The organism is Burkholderia pseudomultivorans (assembly GCF_001718415.1).
GTDB lineage: Bacteria > Pseudomonadota > Gammaproteobacteria > Burkholderiales > Burkholderiaceae > Burkholderia > Burkholderia pseudomultivorans_A.
The window spans coordinates 48,920-74,356 of sequence record NZ_CP013379.1 but is presented as its reverse complement, the minus strand read 5'-3'; the positions used below and the strand labels follow the sequence as shown (position 1 = coordinate 74,356).

At 61.2% G+C, this 25,437-nt stretch carries 17 protein-coding genes; 9 read left to right on the top strand and 8 right to left on the bottom strand.

The genetic code is table 11. The features are described from left to right. The first annotated feature begins 3 nt into the window (after positions 1 to 3). Both WS57_RS35040 and WS57_RS35035 read left to right on the top strand, forming a co-directional pair. A complete protein-coding gene (locus WS57_RS35040; protein WP_059516561.1) occupies positions 4 to 1,278 on the top strand; it encodes a DUF1173 domain-containing protein in 1,275 nt (424 codons plus the stop codon). A 465-nt stretch (positions 1,279 to 1,743) separates the two neighbouring features. Beyond that, a complete protein-coding gene (locus WS57_RS35035) occupies positions 1,744 to 2,586 on the top strand; it encodes a Crp/Fnr family transcriptional regulator (RefSeq protein ID WP_230945558.1) in 843 nt (280 codons plus the stop codon). A 1,072-nt stretch (positions 2,587 to 3,658) separates the two neighbouring features. Here the strand turns inward: WS57_RS35035 and WS57_RS35030 are convergent. After that, complete coding sequence (locus WS57_RS35030; RefSeq protein WP_059516566.1) at positions 3,659 to 6,481, bottom strand: AAA family ATPase; 2,823 nt, start codon at positions 6,479 to 6,481, stop codon at positions 3,659 to 3,661. Positions 6,482 to 6,796: 315 nt separating this feature from the next. On the opposite strand from WS57_RS35030, the gene WS57_RS35025 reads away from it, so the two are divergent. Further along, a complete protein-coding gene (locus WS57_RS35025) occupies positions 6,797 to 7,231 on the top strand; it encodes a hypothetical protein (RefSeq protein WP_059603929.1) in 435 nt (144 codons plus the stop codon). A gap of 56 nt (positions 7,232 to 7,287) precedes the next feature. Here the strand turns inward: WS57_RS35025 and WS57_RS35020 are convergent, their stop codons facing one another. Further along, positions 7,288 to 9,279, bottom strand: a complete 1,992-nt coding sequence (locus WS57_RS35020) for a ParB/RepB/Spo0J family partition protein (RefSeq protein WP_059516570.1) — start codon at positions 9,277 to 9,279, stop codon at positions 7,288 to 7,290. Positions 9,280 to 9,480: 201 nt separating this feature from the next. Between WS57_RS35020 and WS57_RS35015 the strand changes: the two genes are divergently transcribed. Both WS57_RS35015 and WS57_RS35010 read left to right on the top strand, forming a co-directional pair. Continuing rightward, entirely contained in the window at positions 9,481 to 9,900 is a 420-nt protein-coding gene (locus WS57_RS35015; protein ID WP_167361755.1) for an antirestriction protein, read from the top strand. A gap of 41 nt (positions 9,901 to 9,941) precedes the next feature. Further along, positions 9,942 to 10,145 (top strand): DUF3717 domain-containing protein, encoded by a 204-nt coding sequence (locus WS57_RS35010; protein ID WP_059516574.1) that lies wholly within the window; start codon positions 9,942 to 9,944, stop codon positions 10,143 to 10,145. 614 nt (positions 10,146 to 10,759) lie between these two features. Here the strand turns inward: WS57_RS35010 and WS57_RS35005 are convergent. The 5 genes from WS57_RS35005 to WS57_RS37885 form a co-directional block, all read right to left on the bottom strand. Beyond that, the gene (locus tag WS57_RS35005; RefSeq protein WP_059516576.1) at positions 10,760 to 11,098 is read right to left on the bottom strand and encodes a hypothetical protein; all 339 of its coding nucleotides are present in this window, start codon (positions 11,096 to 11,098) and stop codon (positions 10,760 to 10,762) included. A gap of 53 nt (positions 11,099 to 11,151) precedes the next feature. Further along, the gene (locus WS57_RS35000) at positions 11,152 to 11,796 is read right to left on the bottom strand and encodes a DNA methyltransferase (RefSeq protein ID WP_059516578.1); all 645 of its coding nucleotides are present in this window, start codon (positions 11,794 to 11,796) and stop codon (positions 11,152 to 11,154) included. A 480-nt stretch (positions 11,797 to 12,276) separates the two neighbouring features. Then, positions 12,277 to 13,620 (bottom strand): DUF3560 domain-containing protein, encoded by a 1,344-nt coding sequence (locus WS57_RS34995; RefSeq protein WP_059516580.1) that lies wholly within the window; start codon positions 13,618 to 13,620, stop codon positions 12,277 to 12,279. An 869-nt stretch (positions 13,621 to 14,489) separates the two neighbouring features. Beyond that, positions 14,490 to 16,289 (bottom strand): phosphoadenosine phosphosulfate reductase family protein, encoded by a 1,800-nt coding sequence (locus WS57_RS34990; RefSeq protein ID WP_059516582.1) that lies wholly within the window; start codon positions 16,287 to 16,289, stop codon positions 14,490 to 14,492. A 5-nt stretch (positions 16,290 to 16,294) separates the two neighbouring features. After that, on the bottom strand, positions 16,295 to 16,885 hold the full coding sequence (locus WS57_RS37885) for a hypothetical protein (protein ID WP_063888056.1): 591 nt from the start codon (positions 16,883 to 16,885) through the stop codon (positions 16,295 to 16,297). Between the two features lie 650 nt (positions 16,886 to 17,535). Here WS57_RS37885 and WS57_RS34975 point away from each other — a divergent pair. After that, a protein-coding gene (locus WS57_RS34975; RefSeq protein WP_155774291.1) for an IS3 family transposase occupies positions 17,536 to 18,746 on the top strand; the annotation gives its coding sequence in 2 pieces (ribosomal slippage) (positions 17,536 to 17,851 and positions 17,851 to 18,746; 1,212 coding nt in all). Positions 18,747 to 19,410: 664 nt separating this feature from the next. Here WS57_RS34975 and WS57_RS34970 read toward each other — a convergent pair. Next, a complete protein-coding gene (locus tag WS57_RS34970; RefSeq protein ID WP_059603903.1) occupies positions 19,411 to 21,042 on the bottom strand; it encodes a GMC family oxidoreductase in 1,632 nt (543 codons plus the stop codon). 784 nt (positions 21,043 to 21,826) lie between these two features. Here WS57_RS34970 and WS57_RS37480 point away from each other — a divergent pair. The 3 genes from WS57_RS37480 (at position 21,827) to WS57_RS34960 (ending at position 25,411) form a co-directional block, all read left to right on the top strand. Beyond that, on the top strand, positions 21,827 to 22,048 hold the full coding sequence (locus tag WS57_RS37480) for a hypothetical protein (RefSeq protein ID WP_155741185.1): 222 nt from the start codon (positions 21,827 to 21,829) through the stop codon (positions 22,046 to 22,048). A 613-nt stretch (positions 22,049 to 22,661) separates the two neighbouring features. Further along, the gene (locus WS57_RS34965) at positions 22,662 to 23,444 is read left to right on the top strand and encodes an SDR family oxidoreductase (protein WP_059516434.1); all 783 of its coding nucleotides are present in this window, start codon (positions 22,662 to 22,664) and stop codon (positions 23,442 to 23,444) included. A 2-nt stretch (positions 23,445 to 23,446) separates the two neighbouring features. Next, the gene (locus WS57_RS34960) at positions 23,447 to 25,411 is read left to right on the top strand and encodes an FAD-dependent oxidoreductase (protein WP_230945550.1); all 1,965 of its coding nucleotides are present in this window, start codon (positions 23,447 to 23,449) and stop codon (positions 25,409 to 25,411) included. Positions 25,412 to 25,437 lie beyond the last annotated feature (26 nt).

Sequence of the window (25,437 nt, the reverse complement as noted above, 5' to 3'; positions counted from 1 at the left end):
CCGATGTCCGGAACTCACGAGTATCGATTTGACGATGTGTTGGTTGCAGCCAATGCACCCGATCTACAGGACTATCTCCGCGACGCGCACGGAGGGAAGGAACGGCCGCTATGCATGTGCACGTCGGCCGGTGTTCCGATGTACATCGCGCGCGTCGGCGACCATTTCGCGATCAAGCGGATGCCGAACACCGGCGCGGTACATGCGCCCGAGTGTGCCTCGTACGAACCGCCCGCCGAGCTGTCCGGACTGGGCGAACTGAAGGGGCAGGCGATTAAGGAGAACGTTGAGGAAGGCGTCACCGAACTGCGTCTTGACTTCGCACTTTCGAAATCTGGCACACGGACGACGCCCGAACCGTCTGGTGTGCTGGGGGATACCGTTCGCACGGACGGTGCAAAGTTGACGCTGCGCGGCATGCTGCACTACCTGTGGGATGAAGCGGGCTTGAATCGATGGCATCCAGCGATGGACGGCAAGCGCAGCTGGTACGTCGTTCGGAAGGCGCTGTTGCAGGCGGCCTTCGATAAGGTGTCGAAACGTGCGCCGCTCCAGCAAAATCTGTACATCCCCGAAACGTTCTCGCTCGATCGCGAGACCGAGATCGCGCAGCGTCGAATTGCGCACATGGCCGAACTTGTTGCACCGGGCAAGACGAAGAAAATGATGATCGTGATCGGCGAGGCGAAGGAGATCACAGCGTCCCGATATGGCTTCAAGATCGTGGCAAAGCATCTGCCGAAGTTTCCGTTCATGATGAACGAGGATTTGCACCGGCGCCTGCAGAAGCGATTCGCGAACGAACTCGCCCTCTGGGACAGCATGGAGGATACGCGGCTGGTCTTTATTGGCACATTCTGGATGGGGCCGACCGGCGTTGCGACGCTCGAAGCGCTTTCCGTGATGGTTGTGTCCGCGAACTGGATCCCCTTCGAGCACACCTATGACAAGCTTGTGCTCGATGCGCTTACATCGGGCGGTCGTCGATTCGTGAAAGGGTTGCGGTACAACCTTGCAGACGACAAACCGTTGGCCACCGCGGTGCTGGTCGACGTCGATGGGCCACCGACGGCCATGTACATCTGCCCTCCTGGTGACGATGAAGAAGCAGATCAAGCGCTCGACGAATTGGTCGAATCGAGCGAAATGCCGGCTTGGATCTGGCGCGCGGGCGACGAGATGCCCATCTTTCCGCCGGCAGTCGATCGACGCGGCCGCGTTGTGACGACTGTCGCCGAAAGCCGCCGCGAGGATAGCGAGGCTGATTCGGCATGGTGAAGAATCAAAAATGCCGAAAGATCGATATTGTTGCTTTTAATAAAAGGGACAAGTCGTTACAATCTGAAAGATTATCGTCGCGTTATTATTCTTATCGGGACTGCGCAGCGCAAATCCATATTAAAACGGACCTACAAAAGAAAAACCCCCGCCGGCAAGCGAGGGTTGTTCTTGGTGGCGCCCAACATGCTACTGCGAGAGAGAGAGCCAACCGGTCGAATGGATGGCCCGATTCTATCGAATCTCCAAAGCGTGTCAAGCGTCGTCTGTAGCCGCTCCTTCAATTTAAAGAGTGCATAGATGACTCGAACCGCACGCAGCGGGGCGATGCCCCTTTATGCGCGGCCGCTTTGTCGTTTCCGACGGCCACGCACATTACATCTCTCAAGCACCCGCAAAGCGGGACTGGAACACTGCGCCCAATAACGGAATCGCGCAGTGACGTCTCCCCTCGGACTCCCGGACGTGTTCCAGGTGAAGCAATCGGCCATTGAGCCGGCGGCCGCCGCACGCGCTGACGAAACGACTCGGACGGAAGCCGCCGCTCGTCGGGAGCGCGCATGGCCGACGGATCTGGCAGAGCCGCTAAAAGCGAATTCACCGCGGATACTGCGGACGCTGAATGCCCGGCTGCAGCGCTATATTGCCGCTCCCGCAAAATGGTTGCCGTCCCTGAACGCCGCTAACGGCAGCCGTCGCCAGCAACGCAGTGAGCGACGCGTCGCGTGCGTCCAGCTTCTCCGTGCATTGATCAAATACTGCGATCTCGCCTCTCTGCGGGTCGGTGCGCCAGGGACGCAGGGGTGGGTCGACTTGACGCTTCCCTTCTTTGCCGCTCAGGCGGGGCTGCAGATTCGGCGCGCGGAGCGGGCGCTACGTGATCTGCAGACGGCCGGCCTGGCCAAGGTGCGCCGGCAGTGCGAGCGGCGAGAGACGGATCAAGGCGAGCGCTATAAGGGCCTCGCGGCGATTAAGTACCTTCCGCCGTCGCTGTTCGAAGCGTTTGGCATGGGCGCGTGGCTTCGTCATGAGCGTGTCCGAGCACATCTGCGTGCGCAGCGTCGATCGGCTGCCGCACGCAAGCGCGATCGTCGTGCCGCGCGCGAGATGACCCAGCTGTGCGCTATCGCCGCCTCGACGGGCGGCGGCAAACGCTCGCCGCAAGAGCGAATTGCAGTCCCGGATGCAGACTTCGAGCGGATGATCATGCTTCGGGCCGGGCAGATCAAGGCGCGCCAACCCGACCTGGATCGCGAGGCGTGCTACGAGCAGGCGCGTCGCGAACTAGCCCTTCCGTGCCGCACATAGCGGTCGCTGTTCCTATTCCTCCCATCTCTAGCTGATCGTGTCCGCCGCGAGGGTGGTGCACGGGCGCGCACAGATTTTCGGACCGCTTTGGGCGTGAGCGCGCGTCGCTTACAGGTCGAATTTCGGGGTTTGGGGTATCAGATTCGCGTTGTGCCCTGCAGCGGTGTGGATAAATTCCCTTAAATGTCGGGACGCCTGGTCCTTAATTGTCGGGTCTTAATCAGATCCCATCTCTAACAAGAAGAGTGAAATCCAGCCTCGCGGCTTCGCCGCAAGGTATCACGCGGCTCCGCCGCTTGCCGAAATGGTGGTGCGCCAGCCAATGACATCGGCGAGCACGGGCGCTGCGTCAGCCTCCGGCTGACGCACCACCACGTACGCGTAAATCGAGAGCGCCCGGCACGCCGGTCGCTCTCTCAACGCGCGCGTGTGCGCGCCAACGCCTACTACGCAAACTGAGCTCGAGCGCCAATGAGTCTACAGAAGAGGGGGAAACCCGAGGATGGGCGGGCCAGTAGTGCACTTATCGAGGCCGTTGCGGCTCGATCTCGTCGGTCCCAAGGTCGGTCGGACCGTACGGCGCGGCGGACTGCCGGCAGAGGCTGAACACGTTGTAGCCGGTGGGATGGTGCGTGCTGAACTCGCTGGCCCGTTTCGAGGTGTTGCTCGTGGGCCGTGACGCAGGCACACAACTGCAATGGCCGGACAGGTGTGGCCTGACTTGGCCACCTTGTGCACGACGCAGCGCAAGCTCGAGGCGGGGGCGGCCGCCGCCGTTCTCGGCTGGCGGCGACATGGTCGGTGCCGGCGAAGAGCGCACACTGCGACGCGCTGTATTGCGTTCGACCTGGCCGACGTCGAAGCGGGCCACTGTTTTCTTGCGTAGAGCGATGCGGCCCTGCCGGGCGTGGTATTCGCGGGCGAATAGTGCGCTCGGGAGCGTCGAGAGGCCGCGTTATCAGCGCGGTATGCATTCTCGCAAGTTTGGAACTCTTAGGTATTGTTTCAAACTCAATGCGGGAGAACGAAACCGGAAATTGAATGTGAAGGCGGCCCTGGCAAATCCAGCCTTTTAATCGAGCACGCCTCGTCCACCCCGCCGATTTTCATTGGACTGATCTCGCTCGCTCTCATCCAAACCGGCCGCCTTCCGTTGCCGTTGCATATATTCCGCGCGGGCCGCAGCCCGTTCGGCGGCGGTCATGCCGGCGAATGGCTTCTTGGTGAATTGCTCGCGATTTATCTCTGCGCGGCCGCCACTCGAATGCCGCATGTTCTCGACAATCGCTTTCGCTCGAGCTTGCCCGCTCAATGCGACCAAAGCCCTCCAGGCGCGATCGTCCCGGCTTGCGAGGTAGGCGAGACGGCCGCGGATAGCCGGATCAACGTGCTCGAGAGCAGCACCGGATCGCTTCAATTGAGCGCGTTCCTTCGCCTGCAGCGGGCGATTCTCTGCGTGAGCGCGCTGGCGCTTAACCAGCGCGTCGACGTACTGGTCCACCGCGCGATCGAGCGTCACCGGATGTCGGCGAACCGGAGCCGATGTGGCCGCTGCGGTCCGTCGAAGGGCAATAGTATGTCGGTAGCCTCGCTCCGCGCCGAGCTCGGTCTCGGGTCGAACGCCGTGGTAGGCGCTGAACGACTTTTCATCCACGCGTGACAACGCGCGACTCAGTGCAGTGGCATCGGCGAACTCATCTTTACCGGACGCGAGAATCAGCGAAGTCTTGTGCCGCGTCATTGCAACGTAGGCGAGTTCCGCATGCAGACTCTTGGTTGCCAGGACATACGCACGATCGACGGTCATGCCCTGGCTCTTGTGGATCGTTAGCGCGTACCCGTAGTCGATCTCGCCATACGTCGCGGAGTCGATGGCAATGCTGCGACCATCATCGAGGCGCACGTGCAGAATCGACCCCGGTTGCGACTTTTGCTCTCGAGCTTCGATCCGTTCGATGGTTCCCAGCGAGCCGTTCTTTACGTCGATATCGTAGTCGTTGCGGAGGAACATAATCCGCTCGCCTGCCGCAAGCATCATGGTACGCGAGTGCTGGTTGTCGGTCTGTTCGCTGCCGTCGACGCGCTCGACCAACTGAACCGCGTGATCGCCGCCGAGTTCGCCGCGCATGCGTAGGGTCGAACGGATCGCGGCGTTGAGCCCATCACGTTGAGCATTCGTGTGCGTCAACAAGATCTGCGATTCGCCTCGGTGGGCGTCCCGGTCGGCCATAAATTGTGCGACGAGCATGTCGCGTGCAGCAGCGAGCGATTCGAACAGTTGGACCGATCCACGTTCCGCATACGCAGACACTGCGGCCGGGATTTCATGCCGAGACAGCGCCTCCGATGCTTGCCGTTGCCACTCTTCCTTCTGGCGCTTGATCTCGGTCAGGCTCGACAGTGCACCGACAGATTCGGCTTTCTTGCTGACGGCGCGGAACGCGTCGCCGGCATCGACTGCGTGCAGCTGATATGCGTCACCGACCATTCGAATGCGCGCATTGCCTCTTTCAATATGACCGAGCAGCTTTTCCATTTGCCGAGAACCGACCATCCCGGCCTCATCGACGAAGACAACCGTTCGCTCGTCGAGTTTTAAGCTCCCGCGATCCAGAGAGCCGAGCAGGCTGTGCAGCGTCCGACTTTGAATGCCAGCATCGCGCTCCATGTCGTCGGCGGTTTTCCCTTGGAGAGCCGCGCCAAGGACGCGGAAGCCGTCAGATTCCAGCGCTTCTCGTGCGGCCTTGAGGACGTAGCTCTTCCCCGTTCCGGCCGCGCCGTTGACGACGGCAAACTGCCGATCTGATACGAGAAGCGAAAACGCCGCGTCCTGGCCGGCGTTGAAATTTCGCGAGATCCGCAGATCGTCGTGACGCGCAATGCTCCCGGATTGCATCGGGACATTGGAAAGGCGTTCGGCGCGATCAACGAGACGATCCTCGAGCTCTCGAAGCTCGCCCGAAGTAAACCAGTCTCCTTCTTTGCCGGGAACGCTCAACGCAATCAACTCTTTCGAATTCATCATCCGGGCATAAACCTGACGGAATTGCTCTTCTCCGTCGGTGTTCCGGAAGACGAATTGCTCAACGTCGCGGCGCGAGAAAATCGACTTGGTTGCCGTCAATGCGTGCACGCCGATCGATGGATTGATGAGAAGACGTTGGCCGTTGCGTTGAGCGCGCGCACGATTCTCGGCGAGCACGCTCTCCATTACGCCGCGCTCGCCGGCGTAGCGGGCGACACCCACCTTTAGCGACGGCTCAAGTTCGATACCGAGCGTCTTGTAACTCCGATGGTCGATACGTGCCTCAATGCCGTGTCGAGCCATGAAGTGATTCGCGGTAACCGCCCATTCCTCGCGGACGTCGACCACAAACTGCCTGCTGCTCAGATATCGGTCCTTGCCAGCCCCACCTTTCTCAGGACTCTCGCGATTCCAGCGTCGAAAGAACTGCTCGGGATCTCGGGAAATTCCGTCGTTCACCCGCTCAGTAAACATGATGTGGGCGTGGGGCTGCTCGAGACCATCGCTGGCTGCGGGATTGTGAATTGCCCAAGAATAGGCGTGACGCTCGCCGAGTGTGTTCTGGACAAACTCTCGAATCAACTCAACTCGTTGCTCGTCGCTCAGTTCGCGCGGAATGGAAACTTCGATCTCTCGATACGGACGACCGTTGATCCGCTCGTACTGATCAGCCGCCTGCCAGAAGAGACTCGGATCGTGCTCGGCCCAAGCCGGCATGTTTCCGCTCTCGGACATCTTCAGATCGCCGCGCTCCTCGTATCGTCCGCCACGCGAAATATAGGCGTAGTGATCCTCGCGCGCGATGTACTTGGCGTGCTCGCCTGCCTTGGCAGCTTTGCCAGGTTTGACGCTGAGGTGATAGGTCGACACGGGAACCGGGTTGAGCGCTGTTTTTGGGGTGTTTCTATGCTAGCATAGAAACGCGTAAGCGCGCGTTGTACTGCTCTATAGACCCGGGTTTTTGCGAGCTCCCTGGAGACTTCCGCTTTTTAGGGGTTTTCGGATCGTGGCACGGAGCGGTTCGATGGCGCGGCGTCGGCGTCGGCGGGGGGCGGGTGATCTCGACGGCGCTGCATCAGGTCCAGTCCTCCACTTGGGAGGGCTGGACTCAGGGCGGCAGCACTTCGAACTATAAAGGGCGCTGCTGCGTAGTCGATTCCGATTTTCTAGGGTGAGGTAGAACCTATGTCACGTCCCGAATGGTTGGCGGTTCGGTTGCAGTTCATCAAGGCGCTAAATACTCCGACAGAAGCACAGAGGCTGCTCGTTGAATTGGCGGAGCGCCCAGAACTCGACAAGTCTGACGCGCGGGTGTTCGACCAGTTGATGCGAATGGAACGCATCAACATGAAGGCAGACGAGGCAAAGGCAGAAACAGAAAAGCTTCTGCGTGCGCGCCGAGTTGAGCAAGAGAAGGCCCGTGCAAAGGCGCACGCGGAGTTGGGCGCGGTGGTGGAAGCGGTGGGTTTTCCGCTGGAACGGGACTTGCTGGCTGGTGTGCTGCGCGAAGCGCTTGACCGCCTCAACGCCGACCCGGCATTGCGCGCGGGTTGGGTTTTGCGTGGGGCGGGGCAGGACAAGCCAAGCGAGGCGGACGAGAAAAAGGCCGACGCGGCCTAAGCCGCGTCGGCCTGCTTTGCTCCTTCGGTGGCCCGGTATATCGGGCCGCTGTCTGGTTAATGACGGTCCGTTGCGTCTACTGCCTCAACCTCGCGCGTGGGGTATTCGATCGGGAAAGTCGATTCCCGATTCATCAGTACATCCGGAAGCCATCCCGATTCGACCAGTTGTAGTTCGGCCGCTGCGGCGGCGTCCCCCTTCTTCATCGAACCCAGGGGTACTGCGGCCGACGGCGAAATTGCCTGCGCCATCACATCAACGATGCGCTGCTTCGATACGTGATTGAGGTAACTCGCCTGAGTCGGCTTCCAGTAGCGCACCATGTCCACGTCGAGCACGTCGGCCAGCGTGTTCACAGCGTGGGGTTTGTTCTCCCGCGCGATGCCGTTGACCATCGCCGCAACGCAGAAGGCAAACAGGCCCGACAGAACGTCGTCTCCCGCTTCCAGCAGCCAAGGCAGCAAGTGGCGCAGTTCGTTCGGCATCATGGCCGCCCATTTCGCGCGCTCGGTGTCGATGATCCGCCACGCCGCACTGTCGGCCATGTCATCCGCGACGCGGGACAGTTGGTCCAGACTCGGACGGAACGTTGCTCCGAGCGCGTGGTATTCGCGCCAATGGTCATCAAACTGTTCCTCGAACACGTCCGGAATCATCGTGTACAAAAGGTAGGCCATCGCCACGTCAGGGCGCTTCGCAAGCTCCGCCTGCACGGCAGCAGTGCGATGAGCGGTCAGCCGAACGCAAAGCGTTTCGCTGTGGACCGGCCGGGCCTTCGTCGCCCGCTCGGCCTGCTCGGCGTGCTGACCACCAGCAACAGCGGTGGCGGCTTCTTGCGGCTTGACAACGCCGCGCCTGATTTCAAGTTCGCCATTTGCATTGACCCAGACCTGCGCGCCCGCAACGGCCTTTTGTTCGTCGGTCCATACCTCGCAACGTTCCTCGAACGCGTCCAGCGCTGCTTGCGCGTCGCCGACGGCTTCGTGGAGTGCGTCGCCGTCAGCGTCCGAATCTTCCGCGTCGTAGTGTGCATCGAGGGCAGCTTCCGCACTATCGAGCGCCTGTTCGAGCTTGCGATGCTCCGCTTTCTCCTTCTTCGTCAGTTCGCGGCGTTCGGGGTCCAGCTGCCGAACACGCATCGCCGAGAGCGCCTCGCGGCGCACTGCTGCATCCACCCACGCCCAACCTTCGCCGCGCACTTCCTCGGCGGCCGCCGTCAGTTTTTCCACAGCTAGGCGGTTTAGCAGTTCGAGGTCTGCTACATATCCGCCGTTTCCGTCGCCGGTGAACAGGTCGCGCCGCACGTGCCCGCCTGCTGCCTCGTAGGCGTCGAGGCCGATGAATCGTGCAAGCGCATTAGTGGCCGCGTTCACTTCGGCTTTGGTGATCACTGCCCGGATCTCGCGCGGACTGCGCTGCCATTCCTGAATCGACTCGAACCAAATCCGCTCTTGCTGTTCGGTGTCGTCGGACAGTGCGAGCGCGCACGCCTGCTCGTAATCCATCCCGTCATCACGAAACACTTCAAGCAGCTTCGGAGAAATGTTCGCCAGCTTTAATGCGCGACGGACAGCCGCGTCTGACACAGAAAACCGTGCAGCAATGTCCGCAACGGATCGGCCTTCCGCGACGAGTGCGCGGAAGGCCACGCACTGGTCGGCGATGTGCATCCCCTCGCGCTGCACGTTCTCCGCAAGCGAGATTGCCAATGCTTCGCCGGCGGAGACGATCAGCACGGGCACAAGATCCGTGTCCGACCACTCGCCCTCGGCTTTCAGGATTTCCAACCCACCCAAGCGGCCCTGGCCCGCACAGATTCCGAACGGCCGCAGGCCGTTCCGCTGCTCATCTTCACCGATCGGATGGCCGACGAGGTTTTGCAACACGCCGTTCACCCTGATGTCGGCCGCAAGGGCCGGAACGATCTTGGCGGGCTTTTTCCGCACGTTGTGGGGCGAGACGCACAACTGGCCGAGCGGTAGATAGTTGATCTTCCCGAGGGTGTACGGGACGGGGTTGGCGAGGATTGCATCTGCTACATGGTTCACGGTTTTTCTCCGGTTATCGCCTTCAGCACACCGCCGAGGCATAGGTGTATTATAGGACGAATCGTCCTATATCGGTGCAATTAAAACAATTCCCCTAGAATTTAATCGGGTATATAAAATTATTGATTGATAAGGACGAAACGTCCTATAATACAAACATGCCCTAGCGATTCCGCCGTGGGCGATAACCGGAGAAAAACCGTGAATCAAGTTGAACTGGAAGTGAAGCGTTACGAGTGGCCCGATCATCAGCGCGCGGCCTTCTTCCCGCATTTTCTGAAGCGTCGCGCGGCATGTGCGCAATTGGCTGTCGTGCGTTGGGCGAAAATCCTTTTTCCGGCCTACACGACGTCTGGTTGGCGCTTTTATGGTCTGGAGTCCAAGGGCTTCTATGTCGCTCCGCTGCTGCTGAATGACGAGCAAATCGAAGTCGGCGGTCATCGAATGAGCGCCGATGCGTTTGGCGTGTTGGTCACGCTTGCCGCGCTGGAGGAAATGGGGGAGTCGGAACTGTTTACCGCCCTGCATGGCTTCGCGTGCCTCCATGATGAGGCTCGGGCGATTCTTGGCGGTGGGGAGGTGGCCCGCGACGAGATGATTTCGGCAGAAATTCCGTTCTAACAAAATGAGGCGGCCCGGCGGAAACGCCGGGCTAAGGCACAATGATCTATTCGATTGGCGAAATAGAGACCGCGATCAACATCTGGCGGAACCGGCTCGAATCGGGCGACGATGCGGCGCTGTGTGCTCCGGCGCGTGCCCTAGCCGAGCCGTACGGGCTGATGGTGTACGAAGGTCGCGATACGATTAGCGATCACGAGATGACGGCGAAGGCTCGCGAGGCAATGGCTGTGCTCGTTGCCTGACCAAACCTGCGCGACAAGTGCGGCGGGGCAACCCGCGATCGACCCTGTGCTTGCCATGGGCGAGGGGAAACCCTCCCTCCTGCAAGCCAGGGTTTTGTCGCTCGACCAGGTGTCGCGCGCGCTGCGCGCCCGGATCGAGGCGCACGGGTCCCCCGCGCCCGCGTAGGCGGGCGCAAGGGAGAGCGCCGGCCCGCCGCAACGCGGTGGGACGATCCGGTTCGGCCGTCGATGTTCGACAAGGGGTAGTCAAGCGGCCGTAAGGCCGCGTGTTTCCCCCGCGGCGAAGCCGTGGGGGCTGGATATGGGATGGACTGAAAAATGACGCAAGATCTGCGGGCCACTGTGCGGCCCGAATGTTTGCAACCGGCGCGACTGTGGATGGAACCGACGGCTAGTGAAATCCGCCAGGTACTCGATCGTTGTGGATTCACGCGGCGAAACGCCAGCATTTTCCTCGGTATCGAAGAGACCGGTCGTAGCGTGGGACGCTGGCTCAGCGGCGAGCACTCAATTCCCTATTCGGCCTGGGCGCTCCTGTGCGCCCGGGCCGGACTGGGCAATATCTGGGAAGAAGGGCCCGCGGAGTAGTATCGCGGACCCTTCACGTCGCTACCTCATTTCTCCGATTGAAGGGCACGGCCGGCGTTGTACGCGTCTGTCACCGCGGCGATAACGTTCATCACCGAGACCACCGCAACCGTGGGAGTGTCGTCTCGTTCCGAAACGTCCGCACTGAGCCGTTCGTTGGCGATGATTTCGGCAACCTTGCTTGAAGCAATCGGCCAGCGTCCGAGGTCGACCGCCTCCTGAAGCGCTTCGACCAGGCGCTTCTTGTCGATCGTGACAACGTGGTCTGCAGCCAAGAGGCCGCTTTCGGGATCGGCGCTAGCGTCAGTACCGAGGATCTTGTGGGTAATCTCGTCGAGCAGCGCAGCGATAATGTAGTGTTCCATGATGTGATCCGTTCGTGATGGTGTAGGGCGGCGCCAGGCGCCGCAAATCGTCGTCAGGCTGCGACGCGGAATCGGTCGATTTCGAGCCGTTCACAAGCTGCGGCGTAATAGGTCGGGTCAAGCTCGATGCCGATGTAGTAGCGATCGACCTCGCGCGCGGCAACGCATGTCGAGCCCGACCCAGCGAATGGATCAAGAACGACGTCGCCAGGGGCCGTGTAGCTTTCAATGAGGCGCTTGAGGCACGGAACCGGTTTTTGCGTGGGATGGTGCCGATTCCCGGAATACTCCCAGCGCATCACGTCGGGCAGCGGCGTAGCCGGCACAGCCGGCTGGCCCTTCGCGAGCACGTACGCGGATTCGTGGCGGTACGCGACGAAGCGCGATTTCGACGCGTAGGACTTCGCGAAAACGATGTGGCCGACGACCCGCAGGCCGGCGCGCTTCCACGCGTCGAAAAAGAGGTCCGTCTTCGTCCAGCCGTAGAAGCTCACGCAAAGCGTGTTCGACTTCATGACGCGGTACACCTCCGCGAATGCCGGCGCCAGCCAGTCGGATTTGACATCGTTCGCGATCGAGCGCCCGGTGCGATCCTGATAGTTGACGAGATAGGGCGGATCGGTCAGGACGAAGTCGACCACGCCGTCCGGAATGGACGGCAACACTTCCAGGCAATCGCCGTTATAGAGAAAGCTCATGTATGCGCTCCACAGTTGGGGGGCGGATAGCGCGTTGCCGTATGCGGCTCCGAAATGTCGCTACCCGGCGCTTGCGAGCGCCGCGCAGGGGTTGCCGGTCAAGGGACCGTGGAATAACGGGGAGGCAGTCCGTAGGAGGGCACCGTTTATGCCGCGAAAGCCCTTGAAGGAGTGGGCGCGCGCCATAGTGTGCGGGCCCGCTCTGGCCGGCGAAACCAGCGCGGCGATCGTTTGCGACGGGTAGCGACATCCTTTTAGAACCCGGGGCGCTTTACCTCTTTCCGGCCGGGTTAGATCCACTGGCCGAGACCTCAAGAGGGCGGTTCAGTGTGCAGTTGGTCATGAGGGCGGCCCGCGGTTTATGGGCCGGCCGATCTGGAGTGCGCGGCACGCGCGTGGGAGCGAATGTGCCACCGGCTGTGGTCATCGCCGATGCCCAAGGAAAAGCCCCGGCATGGCCGGGGCGCCGATATCACGCCGTCAGGAGGGTTGGGCTGCCGTGAGATCCGGTGCGGCAAACTCAACTTCGCTTCCAGAGGGCGGGATTGCCGGTGGGTCGACCCGCTTAACGTCTGTCAGGTAGACCGCCACCAGTACACCGCGGTGGACCACCGAACGCACGCGGTGCCGGCCGGCCGAGCTGGAGACGTCTGCCGCGCCCTCGATGTCCGGCCGATACCCGCCCGGTCGAACGGCGCCGGCGCCGAGCTCGCGCGACCCCTTATAGTCGCGATGGGTGGCGTCCCATTCGGCCTTGGTCATCTCGCGAAAGCCTGTACCAGGGTAGTTGCAAAGGGGCGGCAGCTTGCTTGCAGCCTTGACCTTGGCCGCCACCTCGACAGACGGCGCGCGGTAGTCTTCGATTTCCTCGATACCGCGGACCGGTACAAAGCGCGCCTGTGTCGTGACGCTGCAGATCGCACCAGCTGAACGATTCACGCGTTTCACGACCAGCCACTCGCCGCGGACGAGCACTTGGCCACCTGGCACGATGTCGAACGCATCGGCCTTGATGCCGCCTTGCTCCGCGAGCATTGCGCGCTCGTAGTTCAGGCGGCAATCGTAATGCGCGATCCAGCGTTCCCAATGTGCACGATTGCGGCCTTCCCGTTCGAGATACTGGTCACAGGTCGCGCGGAAGCTATCGGGACACGCGTTCAGTGCGCTCCAAAGACCGTGCAGACCCGACGCCGAAGCCACCGTGAGGGCATGCTCCACGGTCAGCGTTGGCGATCGCAGCGCGTCGGCTGCAGCCTTCAGGAGCTCGAGACTGCGCACGCATTTTCGGCGATCGGCCTCGATGCGCTTGATCCGACGATGGCGGACGTCCGCACGCTCCTTGTATTTCGCGTGCCGGAGTGCACCGGCCGCGCGACGCTCCCAATATTCGTGCGTGTCCCACATCGAGACCGCTTTGCGCATGGCGTTATCGATACGCTCGACATCGCGTCGTGCGCGGGCTTCGCTGTGGTGACCGACCAGGATCGGCTGACCTAACGGGATACGTTCGGTGATCGAGGTGAACACGGCATGTGCGGCTTTCGCGTCGGCCGCACGCCGTTCGCTATATCCGTCGAACCGGTCTGCACGCTCTTCCGCGCGTTCGACGAGCGACGTGTCCTCGTCATCGATCTCGCCGCACAGCTCGAGGAGAAGATCCTCGCGGGCGGGCGTCCAGCTCGGCGCGACGAACAGATCCTGTTTCGGCGCGAACCGGAAGCCCGCATCGTGAACACGTCGATACAGCGCCTCGTCGAGGCGCGCGGTGCTGTACAGACGCAGCTTATTATCGTCGGGGGAATAGGTTGCCGTGAGGTGTTGCATACATGCTCCTGGTTGGTTTTTGCTGACCGGGACCCAAGATTCGGAGTCCCGACGTATTGGGTTCTGTCGAGTCGGCGTGCTGCGCTTCGCAGCTGCCGCCGGTCCCCTTAGTTCGTCGTCCCGCGAACGGACGAGCGCCGGCCGGCGCCGGGTCAAGGAATCACGCGCGGGGTGGGGCGGGAGGGAGCGCAGCGCACGACACGGCCCCGCGCGCCTTGACGCGGCAAAGGCCGGCGCTACGGTCGCGGAAATAGGACGACGAGCTCAGGGGACAGGGACGTCGGGAGCAGCGGCATGTCGATGAGGCGGAACGCCGCGCGCGGCGAGCGCGCTATCTGAGGCGCGTAGCGACTCAGGTGGACATGGGGTGGCAAGCGCCGGGGCAAGCTGCGGGACGCAGCGCAGCTCCTAGAGCGTGGTGGTGTATCCGGGCCGCGGAAAGAGCGGCTCGCGTGGCAAATCGATCATGTCGGTTTGATGCGCGAGCCGTCGCGGCCCGGCACGATCCGGTTGCTCGGGACCGTAAGAACAGGGGCTTTAGCCCCTTCACTTACCGCAGCACCACGCACATGCGCCGTGGCGTCCACCAGACCAGGAGCGCGTGTTCGTTGCTGAAGAACTCCGCGTTGTCGTGGTCGATGTAGATCACTGGATGGATCATTGTCGTCTCCTGTAAAGATGGGACCGCGAACATGCGGTCCCATCTTTATTTATGCTTCGACGCAGAACCTTCAGCGAAAATCCGGCCCCCGACAGCCGTTCGATTTCTCCCGGCCGCGTCGATGCCGCGCACGCCAGGGCTTGGCGGCTTCGGCCAGCGCCAGGGCGACCGGTCCCTCCGCCAACCAGCCACGTAGCCCGGGCCTCCATCATGCATCGAGGGCAAACTCGAAGGTGGTCTGCGCGCCGGCCGTCGTTGCCTTGTGCGCCCAGGCATACCTCGCGTTGTCAGGCAGGTCACCAAAACGCACCCCTTGCTGGACAAGCTGCGCGACGTCGTGCCCGAGATTTAGGCCGAGCCGGTCCTTGAAGTCGGTGCGTCGCGCCACCTCATCGTGCTTCAGCTGCTGCTTGTGGGAGAGCGTCAGCGCCCCGTAACTCAGATACCACCGATAACCGGCCGTGATTCCGCCGGGATGAAAGCCGCGATCGTGCATTTCGGCCAGCCGATCAGCCTCGAACTCCAGGATCATCTCGGCCGACTCGACATCGACGTCGAAGCGTGCGCCAGTTCGAACCTCCCATGTGCTCTTGCCGTTGCCGAGATCCATGACTGTCGGCGCGCAGGGCGAGCGCTCGGTCAATGCCTCGAACAGCGGATCTCGAAACCCTGTCCATTGATCCGCCGTATCGTCCCATTCGGTACCAACCTTCAGGAACAGCGGCTCGGGCAACGGTGCCGGCGCGGCCGGCGCGATTTCCGGCACCGAGTAGCTCACGCCACGCTCACAGATGTCGCGGTAATCTGCCCAGATCGCGAAGGGCGCCGCGAGCCCCTGCAGGGACTGCATCGCGTCAACGGCGATCATCATCGGCAGCGGCAACGTCTGGAACTTCGGGTGCGTTCCGGCGCGCTTCGCACGGATTCTCTCGTCTCGATCGATTGTCAGCATGTACCGGACTAGCTCGCGCACGGTCGCGGCTCCGAACGTATCGGGCTCGAGGCAGATGTACCCTTCCCGAATCGTGCGACCCACCCAGTTGCGACGTGACCAGTCGTAGCGGATCGCGCGGATGAAGCGATTCAGCTGCTGCAGGCCACGCGCATAGGCATACCGATCTTCGTCGAAGCGGATCATCTCCGCGAGCGACCGATCATCGGCTTGTTGGCAGGTCCAGCAGCCGGTGCGTGCATCGCAATGTCCGCGGCGCACGCGCTTGCCGGCGGACGCCTCCTCGAACGTGAGGTCCGACACGATCGCGCAGCTGCTGTTACCAGCATGCGCGTAGATCCGCTTCGTTTCTTCGAAATCCGTGTAGCTGCGCCGCAGCCCGGACGAAACTTCGCCGATAAACTCCCAGACGTCCTCGGTCGACCAGTCGGCGATCGGGCAGAGCGTCAGCTCGCCGTCGCTATTGCGGACCGGCGTATCCGCGCGATCGCCCCGCGCGGTCATCTTCGCTTTGCGCCGCTCGCTTTCGTCGAAGCGCGTGCCGAGCAGGACGACTGGCTCTGCATAGCCGGCCTTTCGTGCCTCGCGATACAGCTGGTTGCGACCGACTCGGCTCGGCTCAATTTTTAACGACACCGAGCAATCCGAGTTCGTGCCGGCATAGCTGGGCAAGGCACGGCCGGTCAGCACTGCGAGCTGCCACGACGTCGCGAGCGACGGCGCGACAACCAGGATGCGAACTTCGAAACTGTGCTCCTGACCAAACGTCACCATCTTGTCGAGCTCGCGCTGTGCATGCTCGACCATCTCCGGCGATTCGACCAAGGTGTCGGCCGTGATGACGCAGACAAGCGGCCGCCCGCCGGCGACCGCATATTGGCGAGCAGCCTCGAGCCCGAGACTCGTCACGACCCCGCTATCCTTGCCCGCGCTGAATTGGCAGATCACCATTCGATTCGCGGCGAAGAGCGCCAACAGAGCCCGGAGCGCGAGTCCGACGCGCTGATCGAGGCTCGGGCGCACTTCCGCCAGCGGGAACATTTCGATCGTTTGCATCGCGCTCAACCGAAGTACCAGACGTTGCACTGGCGTACGGCTTCTCGCGCAAAGCTTTCCCGAAGATCCGGCTCGAGTTCTTCGCACGCGAGGATCCGCTCGAATAGGTTGAGCATGCGGACGCAGGACTCGCCAACGGGTGAATCTGCATCGCACTGCATGATCAATTCATCGAGGTCCTTCCAGAGCGCGGCGTTGATCTTTTGCCGCACGGTGCCTGCCTTCGCCAGCTCGTCGCGTTCTTCGGTAGCCGACACCGGAAAGCCCGCAGCGGCTAGTTCACGACGCGCCTCGTCGTCCCACCGAGTCGGAGCCTCCGCTTCGCAGCGGAATGCATAACGAACGGCCGTCTCGCATTCGGGCGATCCTTCCTCACTTTCGACCTTTACGGCGACCTCGAAGTATTCGCCGAAACCATGCGTACATCGCCGGACGATGAAGCGTGCCCCCTCAGGCGGTTCGCCCAGAGCCCGTGTGATCACTTTGATGTAGGCGCGGCATTCCGCGCGGCTGCGCTCTTTATAGTTCTCATTTCCCAGCTGAACACACTGTTCGTCGGCCGGCGCAGGCCCACACTCGATAACCAGCTTGTACATGCTCTTTCCTCTATGACGTACCGCGTAACGCGGTGTTAGCTGACCGGGACCCAAGATTCAGAGTCCCGACGTATTGGGTTCTGTCGAGTCGGCGTGCTGCGCTTCGCAGCTGCCGCCGGTCCCCTTAGTTCGTCGTCCCGCGAACGGACGAGCGCCGGCCGGCGCCGGGTCAAGGAATCACGCGCGGGGTGGGGCGGGAGGGAGCGCAGCGCACGACACGGCCCCGCGCGCCTTGACGCGGCAAAGGCCGGCGCTACGGTCGCGGAAATAGGACGACGAGCTCAGGGGACAGGGACGTCGGGAGCAGCGGCATGTCGATGAGGCGGAACGCCGCGCGCGGCGAGCGCGCTATCTGAGGCGCGTAGCGGCTCAGGTGGACATGGGGTGGCAAGCGCCGGGGCAAGCTGCGGGACGCAGCGCAGCCCCTAGAGCGTGGTGGTGTATCCGGGCCGCGGCGAAAGCGGCTCGCGTGGCAAATCGATCACGTCGGTTTGATGGGGTGCCCTTGACTCCCGTGCATTCTTCCGGTTGGATGTCCTTAGTCCTGGAAAGGCTCTGGAGCAGCCCCCTGAAACGCCGGACACAGTCACCCACTTACAATAACGGGTAGGCATAAGACTGTGTTTTTGACTAACACCAGGCAGGAAGTGATGGAAGTGTTGACGGGCCCGGAGCGCCGGCGGCGCTGGACGGCGGAGCAAAAGCTGGCGATGGTTCGCGAGAGTTTCGAACCAGGGAAGTCGGTTTCGATGGTCGCGCGGCAGCACGGCGTGAACCCGAACCAGCTGTTCCACTGGCGCAAGCTGTACCAGGATGGGAGCCTGTCAGCGGTCAAGGCTGGCGAGGAAGTGGTTCCGGCCTCAGAGCTGGCCGACGCGCTCAAGCAGATTCGCGAGCTGCAACGGATGCTCGGCAAGAAGACCATGGAGAACGAGATTCTCCGCGAAGCAGTCGAGTACGGCCGGGCAAAAAAATGGATAGCGCACTCGCCCTCGCTGCCGGAGGACGACCAGTGAAACTGGTTTGTGAAGTTCTCGGCGTGTCGCGCTCGAACGTATCGGCACGACTGTCGCGTCCGGCGACGTGGCGCGATGGCCGTCAATCGCGGCAGACGGACGATGCGAGCGTGGTCGAGGAAATCCGCCGAGTCGTCGGCGATTTGCCCAGCTATGGCTATCGCCGGGTGTGGGGCTCGCTGCGCAATGAACGCATTGCTGCCGGACAGGTGCCGTTCAATGCGAAGCGCATCTATCGCATCATGCGCACTCACGGTCTGCTGATGCAACGGCGTCCAGCCCCGCCTCGGCCGCAACGTCGGCACGATGGCAAGGTGGCCGTCGCGCGCAGCAATCAGCGATGGTGCTCGGACGGCTTCGAGTTCCGCTGCGACAACGGCGAGCCGCTGCGGGTGACGTTTGCGCTGGATTGCTGCGACCGAGAGGCGATGAGCTGGGCAGCCACGACAGCAGGTCACAGCGGCGACATCGTGCGCGACGTGATGCTGGCTGCAGTGGAAAATCGGTTTGGCAACGAACTGCATACCCCGTCCGAAATCGAGTGGCTGAGCGACAACGGTTCGGGCTACACGGCCGACGACACGCGCCGGTTCGCAGTGGCCATCGGCCTGAAGCCATTGACCACACCGGTGTGCAGCCCACAAAGTAATGGGATGGCAGAGAGCTTCGTGAAGACGATGAAACGCGACTACGTCGCCTTCATGCCGAAGCCGGACGCAGCGACTGCCGCACGCAACTTGGCCATCGCGTTCGAGCATTACAACGAGAAGCATCCCCATAGCGCGCTGAAATACCGCTCGCCTCGCGAGTTCCGGCGCTCGATGGATTCAGCAACCTTAGTGTGATGCCGTGTCCGGGATTACAGGGTCAACTCCATGCAGAAACAGGGCGCGCGTTGGGCAAAGCGACTTGAGGCCGGTTATCGCGACCGCCATGGCTTCGGCGAGAGTAGGCGTGGTTGAAAATCAGTGGCTGCAAAGTGCCATCGACTGTTGATCGTCCAAGGCATTCTCGCCAAGCGACGACGAAGAAGATCCGCGCAACACAAGCCACGTGATTACAGCTCCCGCAGCTCATTCCACAAGGAGCCACTACGTTATCGATTATTCCGGCGTCGCTGGTCAACATCAAGGGTTAACACACACTAATTCCGTGCTTTGAAATTAATGTGTGGGGTCTCCAAACGGCATCGTCGGCGCGGCAGTTCATCCGACAGCATAGTGGGTACGCGAAAGCCGTTCAATCCGTCTCACTACCAATGCGAGGGCGCTTTCCCGGCCGGGTACTCCTCTTTACCAAAAGGTCATTTCGCGTTTGGGACCGTGGGTAGCCACCGGCTGTTCTGCTTGTATGTTTTCCAGCCCGCATGATCGAAATGGTGGTGCATGCACAACTCGTCGTTGGGTGCATGACGGTCGATGCCGACTCGCTTCAGCGTGGCCAATAATTTGAGCTGCGGATATGCGAACGCGTCAAAGCTGGATTTGCTTTTTTCGTTTTCCACCGCACTCAGGTATAACGCGCATCCTCGATGATCATGTCAGCGGCTTTTTCACCAATCATGATCGCCGGGGCATTGGTGTTGCCTGACATAGCGGTCGGCATGATTGAGCAATCCGCAACTCGCAGATGGTTTGCACCGCGCAGCCGCAGGCGAGCATCTACCACTGACATGGGGTCACTCACGGGACCCATGCGAGCCGTACCCATGTGATGGAATGCTGTTCCTCCGGACCTACGTGCAAAGTCGAGAATTTCATCGTCCGAGTTGCCCACCGAGCCGCCCGGGAAGCTTTCGTCGACAAAAAGTGGCTTGAAGGCGGGTGAGCGCATTAGTTGTCTTGCGAGCCGGATGACATGGATGATGGCAGCGCGGTCGGTATCCGTCGCCAAGTAGTTCGGCTGGATTTCCGGCGGGTCGTGTATGCAGGTCGAGATGGCGCGAACATAGCCGCGGCTCTCGGGCCTTTGCTGGTATCCGCCGATAGTCATGCCTGGATAGGCATCCAGTTTTCCGGTTTCGCCTTGTTTGAAGCTTCCAGGGGTAAACGACATCTGCAGGTCTGGCACGGCCATTCTCGGATCGGTGCGGCAGAACAAGCGCAATGGCACTGGCCCCAATGACAGCAGGCTCGGACGGCCGATCAACCACTTGAATATCTCGGATAGTAGCGGTAGGCCAGATGCGCGTTCGTTCAATGTGCGTGTGCCCTGGAGATGCGCGGATAGTCGGACTTGGTAGTGATCTGTCAGGTTGGCGCCGACGCCTGGCGAATGGATCAGTACCTCACGGCCGATCTCCTGCAGATGTACACCGTCACCGATACCGGAAATCTGGAGCAGACGCGGTGTGTTGATTGCACCGGCAGAGACGATAACTTCACGTCGGGCCATGACCGATGTACGTTGATTGTGCCCACGGCCACGAAGGTAACGTACGCCTTCGGCCGTTCGTCCTTTGAACAGGATCTCTTCTGCAAGACAACCGGTACGAATCGTCACACGCTTGGTGCGCTTTGCTTGATTGAGGAACGCCACCGCGGTGCTGATACGTCGGCCTGGACCACGGCTAGGGTCGATTGTGAACTGGAAGTCGCCGACACCGTCTTGGGACGCGCCATTGTAGTCGTCCGTAAACGGAATTCCTTGCGCTTCGGCGGCTGCAATGAAGCGGGCAGAGAGCGGATTGGGATAGTCGGGATTCGAGACGGTTACCGGTCCGCTTCTTCCACGAAAGTCATTGTCTCCTGCTCCAAGGCGACGCTCGGATCGACGGAAGTAGGGCAAAACATCCTTGAAGCCCCAGCCGGGATTTCCCAGCTCGGCCCACGCGTCATAGTCTTGCGGTTGGCAGCGGTTGTAGACCATGCCGTTGATCGAACTGGATCCGCCGAGTACCTTGCCCTGCACCAATGGCACGGATCGGCCGTTGATGCCCGGCACCGGGGCGCTATGGAAACCCCATGTCAGATTCGGATTCGACACGGCGTAGATGAAACCCGCGGGCACGTGGATCATGATGTTGCGATCCGCGGGGCCGGCTTCGAGGACGCACACGCTGTAGCCTGCCTCAGCCAACCGCAGTGCCAAGACGCAACCTGCGCTGCCTGCCCCCACTATGACGTAATCAAATGATTCCATATTTTATTTTCCCGGGCCGAATGTGACGTTGCGGCTGGCCCCTCAATCCGCAATGTTGAAGTTGATGGTCTTAACATACGCGAGTAAGTTCATCGTGTCCGCGCCCATCGAGCGCATTGAGCCGCTCGGGACGGTTGAGCGTGATGTGCAAGACCCCATTCGACGGGGGATCGAACGGGAGCCTTGAGTACGACGCATACCCAGACGCCTCCTGTTTTCTTCAGATATGACATCTCCTTCGTAGTGTTCGATGCACCACCCTGTGCGCCAACCATGAGTGCGTCAATGCACGACGCGTAGTTGTTCCGTACGACGGAACAAACCTGTGGAATTTCGCGCCTGGCTTTCGCGAACCACCCTCCCGTAAGTACAGAATCATTGAGCAGGCAGCATTAATGTCCCAGCTGGCGGATTGCCCCTGCCGCGGCTGCACGGATGGTTGCGTCCTATATTCTGTCGCGGCGAGGATATCGGTTGCGACAGTTCCGTGCGGACGTCAGGCTTCTGGGTGAATCGGTTTGCTTTTGTCTCTGAACCTGCTTTTCCGGGCTGTCGCCGTGCATTGCGAGACAAGTTGAAGGCGTGCCGAACATGTGCCTCGTTTTGCGACGATGAGAAATGAACTGGGAGTGTCGAAGGGCAAGGTTGCATGCGTGTGAATGAATTTGCGCCAGGATGACGCTCTCCGGGCGCGTGCGGGCACCTGATAGACGAGCGCGAGACGCCGCAGCAAGCTGACAAAGCGTTGCCTGCTGGTGCGCGCCCCCTTGGAGATGGCCTATATATGGCCGCATTTTTAAGTTCGGAGGAGTTGCGTCGCCCGACGGGAAAGATCATCCCGGTGCCGGTTTTCAAAGTACGGGAAAGAGTTCTTTGCTCAATTGACGATGCTGTTCGCGCGCTCGACCATAAGTTGAAGGAGTACAAGAAATCCGGAGACAATCGAGCACTACTTTACGGCGCATCCGTTCCGAAATGGGATGACATGGCCTGGTCACTTGAATAGATCACAAAATATCGACGAGATCTCCATGCAGACTGCAAAGCCGCGGTGGTGGCAGAAGCATCTACGCTCTAGCGAGATTGAATACATCGGACGCCGACGATTGCGAGATCGAACGCGTGTGGCGGCCGATCCAAAGCTGGTCGATACGATGATTTAGCTGTGTCAGGCCGCGTACAAAGCCGCGAAGCTGCCGTTTTTACCCGTGATCGAGGTTCGATATATCGTTGCCGATACCCACAAGAGCCCAAGGAAACCATCATTGCTGATGGCGCACAAGATTGCTGTCGCAACAACTGCCGCTTCCGAGATCGGAGCATAAATAGATAGCGTACGGTACTGTTCATGATGTCTGAATTTTGGAGAAGCACTGCCTGTCAGTCGGTCAACGTCGACAACGGCGGCCTGATGCGAGGCAGAGGATAAACGTACCGAGCACAAGATTGCCATGGTTTTAATGTCAAAGTACGGAACAGTCGCCTTGGTGCATCGATCCGCGCGTGGTATCTGGCGTTCAATGTTCGATTAGGCTGTGCGAAGGCATCTCAGCGGTTAGTTGCGGTCGGGATCGCAACTGGAATGACAAATTTCGGATAGGGATGGTACGAAACTCACAATGGACATGAAACTTGTAAACCGGAGAGTGCTGGTCACCGGTGCATCACAGGGCATCGGCGAGGGTCTCGCGAAGGCGTTCGCCGCAGAGGGTTGCCACCTCGTATTGACTGCTCGCTCTGCAGACAAACTGGAAAAGCTGGCGGCTGACCTGCGCGCCATGCATGACGCGCGCGTGGAAGTGCTCGCGCTGGACATGACGGCGCCTGGCGCGATCGAGAAGATCGTCGCGTTCGCGGGCGCAATCGATGTCCTGGTGAACAACGCCGGTGCGATTCCGGGCGGCACGCTGTGGGATGTCGATGAAGATGCGTGGCGCAATGGCTGGGAACTGAAGGTCTTCGGCTACATCAACCTCACGCGTGCGATTTACACAGGGATGAAGGTGCGCGGCGGCGGTGTGATTCTCAACAACATCGGCAATGGCGGCCAGAACTTCGACTTCAACTACATCGCTGGTTCGACCGGCAATGCCGCATTGATGGCGTTTACGTGCGCGCTGGGCGGCCGTAGCCTGGACGATGGTATCCGTGTGTTAGGCGTTAATCCGGGGCCTGTCGCTACCGAGCGAATCGCCAAGGTTCTGAAAAACCACGCGGCGCGCCTGCTCGGTGACGAAGGGCGCTCGGACGAACTGATCGCAGGTTACCCGCTGGGGCGTGCTGCGACGGTCGAGGAAATCGCCGATCTTTTCGTTTATCTGGCGTCACCCCGCTCAGGTTACACCAGCGGCACCATCGTCACAGTCGACGGTGGCATCACGTCCAAACGCTCGATAGCCTGATTATGTACAAACATGTTTTCTCACCGCTTCGGATCGGTGCCGTTGAGATTCCGAACCGTATCGTGCGCACTGCGCATGCGACGCGCCTGGCCGACCGATACGTCAACGACGACCTGATTGCGTATCACCTGGCGCGCGCAAAAGGCGGCGCGGGGTTGTCGATCATCGAAAGCACATCGGTTCATTCGTCATCGACGTTTTCACTGACTGCGAGCGACGATGGATCGATCGTGCCGATGCGAAAACTGGTCGATGCGATCGCCCCGACGGGCATGAAGTTGTTTACGCAGCTTTGGCACGGCGGTTATACCGATCCGGCCGCGGACGGCGGCTTGCCATGGGCAGTGTCGGCGCTGACGGGGCGCTACTCGGTCGCTCCGCCTATTCCGATGACTACCGACCAGATCGAAGAAGTGATCGATGCGTACGCCAAGGCGGCCGCCCGCATGCAGGTCGCGGGCCTGGACGGTGTAGAAGTGCTGGCCGGAGCGGGCTACCTGTTCTCTCAATTCTTCTCGCCGGTGCTGAACCAGCGTACCGATGCATACGGCGGCAGCTTTGACAACCGCATTCGAGCGTTCCTCGAGACTCTGCACGCGATTCGCGCGGCCACGTCGCCGGATTTCGCGCTCGGCGTGCGCATCGGTGGAAGCTCCGACCCGCGCATTCTCGCGGATGAAGACGTCAACGCCATTGCGTTGCGGGCGCAGGCCGAGGGCCTGATCGATTTCGTGAACATCACGCACGGTGACTACTACTTTCACGTGGACCGCTATGCGGGCATGGACGCGCCGGTGGGCTATCAGTTGCCTCATGCTGAGCGCATTTCGCGGGGGGTAACGGTTCCGCGCATCATCGTGGGTCGTTATGCAACGCTGGACGACGCCGAGCAGGCGTTGAAGTCGGGGCAGGCGGACATGGTCAACATTGTACGCGGCATGATTGCCGATCCAATGTTGGTGGTGAAGAGTCGTGAGGGGCGCGGTACCGAGGTGCGCCCGTGTATCGGCTGCAACCAGGGGTGCCTGGGCGGCGCGTTCGCCGGCCGGATGGGGTGTGCGGTGAACCCTGCAGTAGGGTACGAGCGGACGCTGTCGGACGAGACGATCGTGAAAGCCGGGACTCCACGCAAGGTGCTGGTGGTAGGCGGCGGGGTGGCGGGCATGGAAGCCACTCGCACAGCGCTGCTTGCCGGGCACCGGGTGACATTGGTCGAGGCGATGTCCGATCTGGGCGGTCTGCTCAACTGCGCCAAACACTTGCCAAAACTCCATCCGATCGGAGATATCGCGATCTGGCTGGAGAACGAGATCTACCGCCTAGGTGCAGACGTGCGGCTGTCGACGTATATGGATGCGGACGACGTGCTGGCGGAGCAGCCGGATGCCGTGATCGTGGCGACGGGTTCGCAGCCGGCGGACGTTCGCGAGTTCCGGCAGACCGCCGACCCGGCTGCCGAGTTGCGGATTTCGCGGGACGCGACGGTGCTCACGTCACTGGATCTCGCGATGGCCCCGCCGCAGAACGTGGGTCGCACGGCGCTGGTCTTCGACGACGTCGGGCACTACGAAGCTATCGGTTGCTGCGAAGCGCTGATCAATCGCGGGGCTGAGGTGACCTATGTGACGCGCCACCTGATGTTCGCTCCGGCCGTCGAGACCACTGGGCGCACGCAAGCCGCGTTGCGCCGAATGTACAACGCGGGCCGGTTGCGCATCGCCACGCAATCGGCCCTAGTTTCCATCGAGAAGGGAAGTGTCGAAATCAGACCGCTTTTCGGAAGCCAGACGGAAAGCGTCCCGGCCGACACTGTGGTGATCGTGGGCTACCGGGAGTCGCAAAACGAAATCTGGGCAGCATTGCGAGGGCGAGTGGGCCAACTCCACTTGGTCGGTGACGCACTGTCGGCTCGTGATATTCAACCCGCAATTCGCGAGGGGCACATAGCGGCACGATCCATAAACTAGGATGCTGGAAGGTCGACTATTTTAAG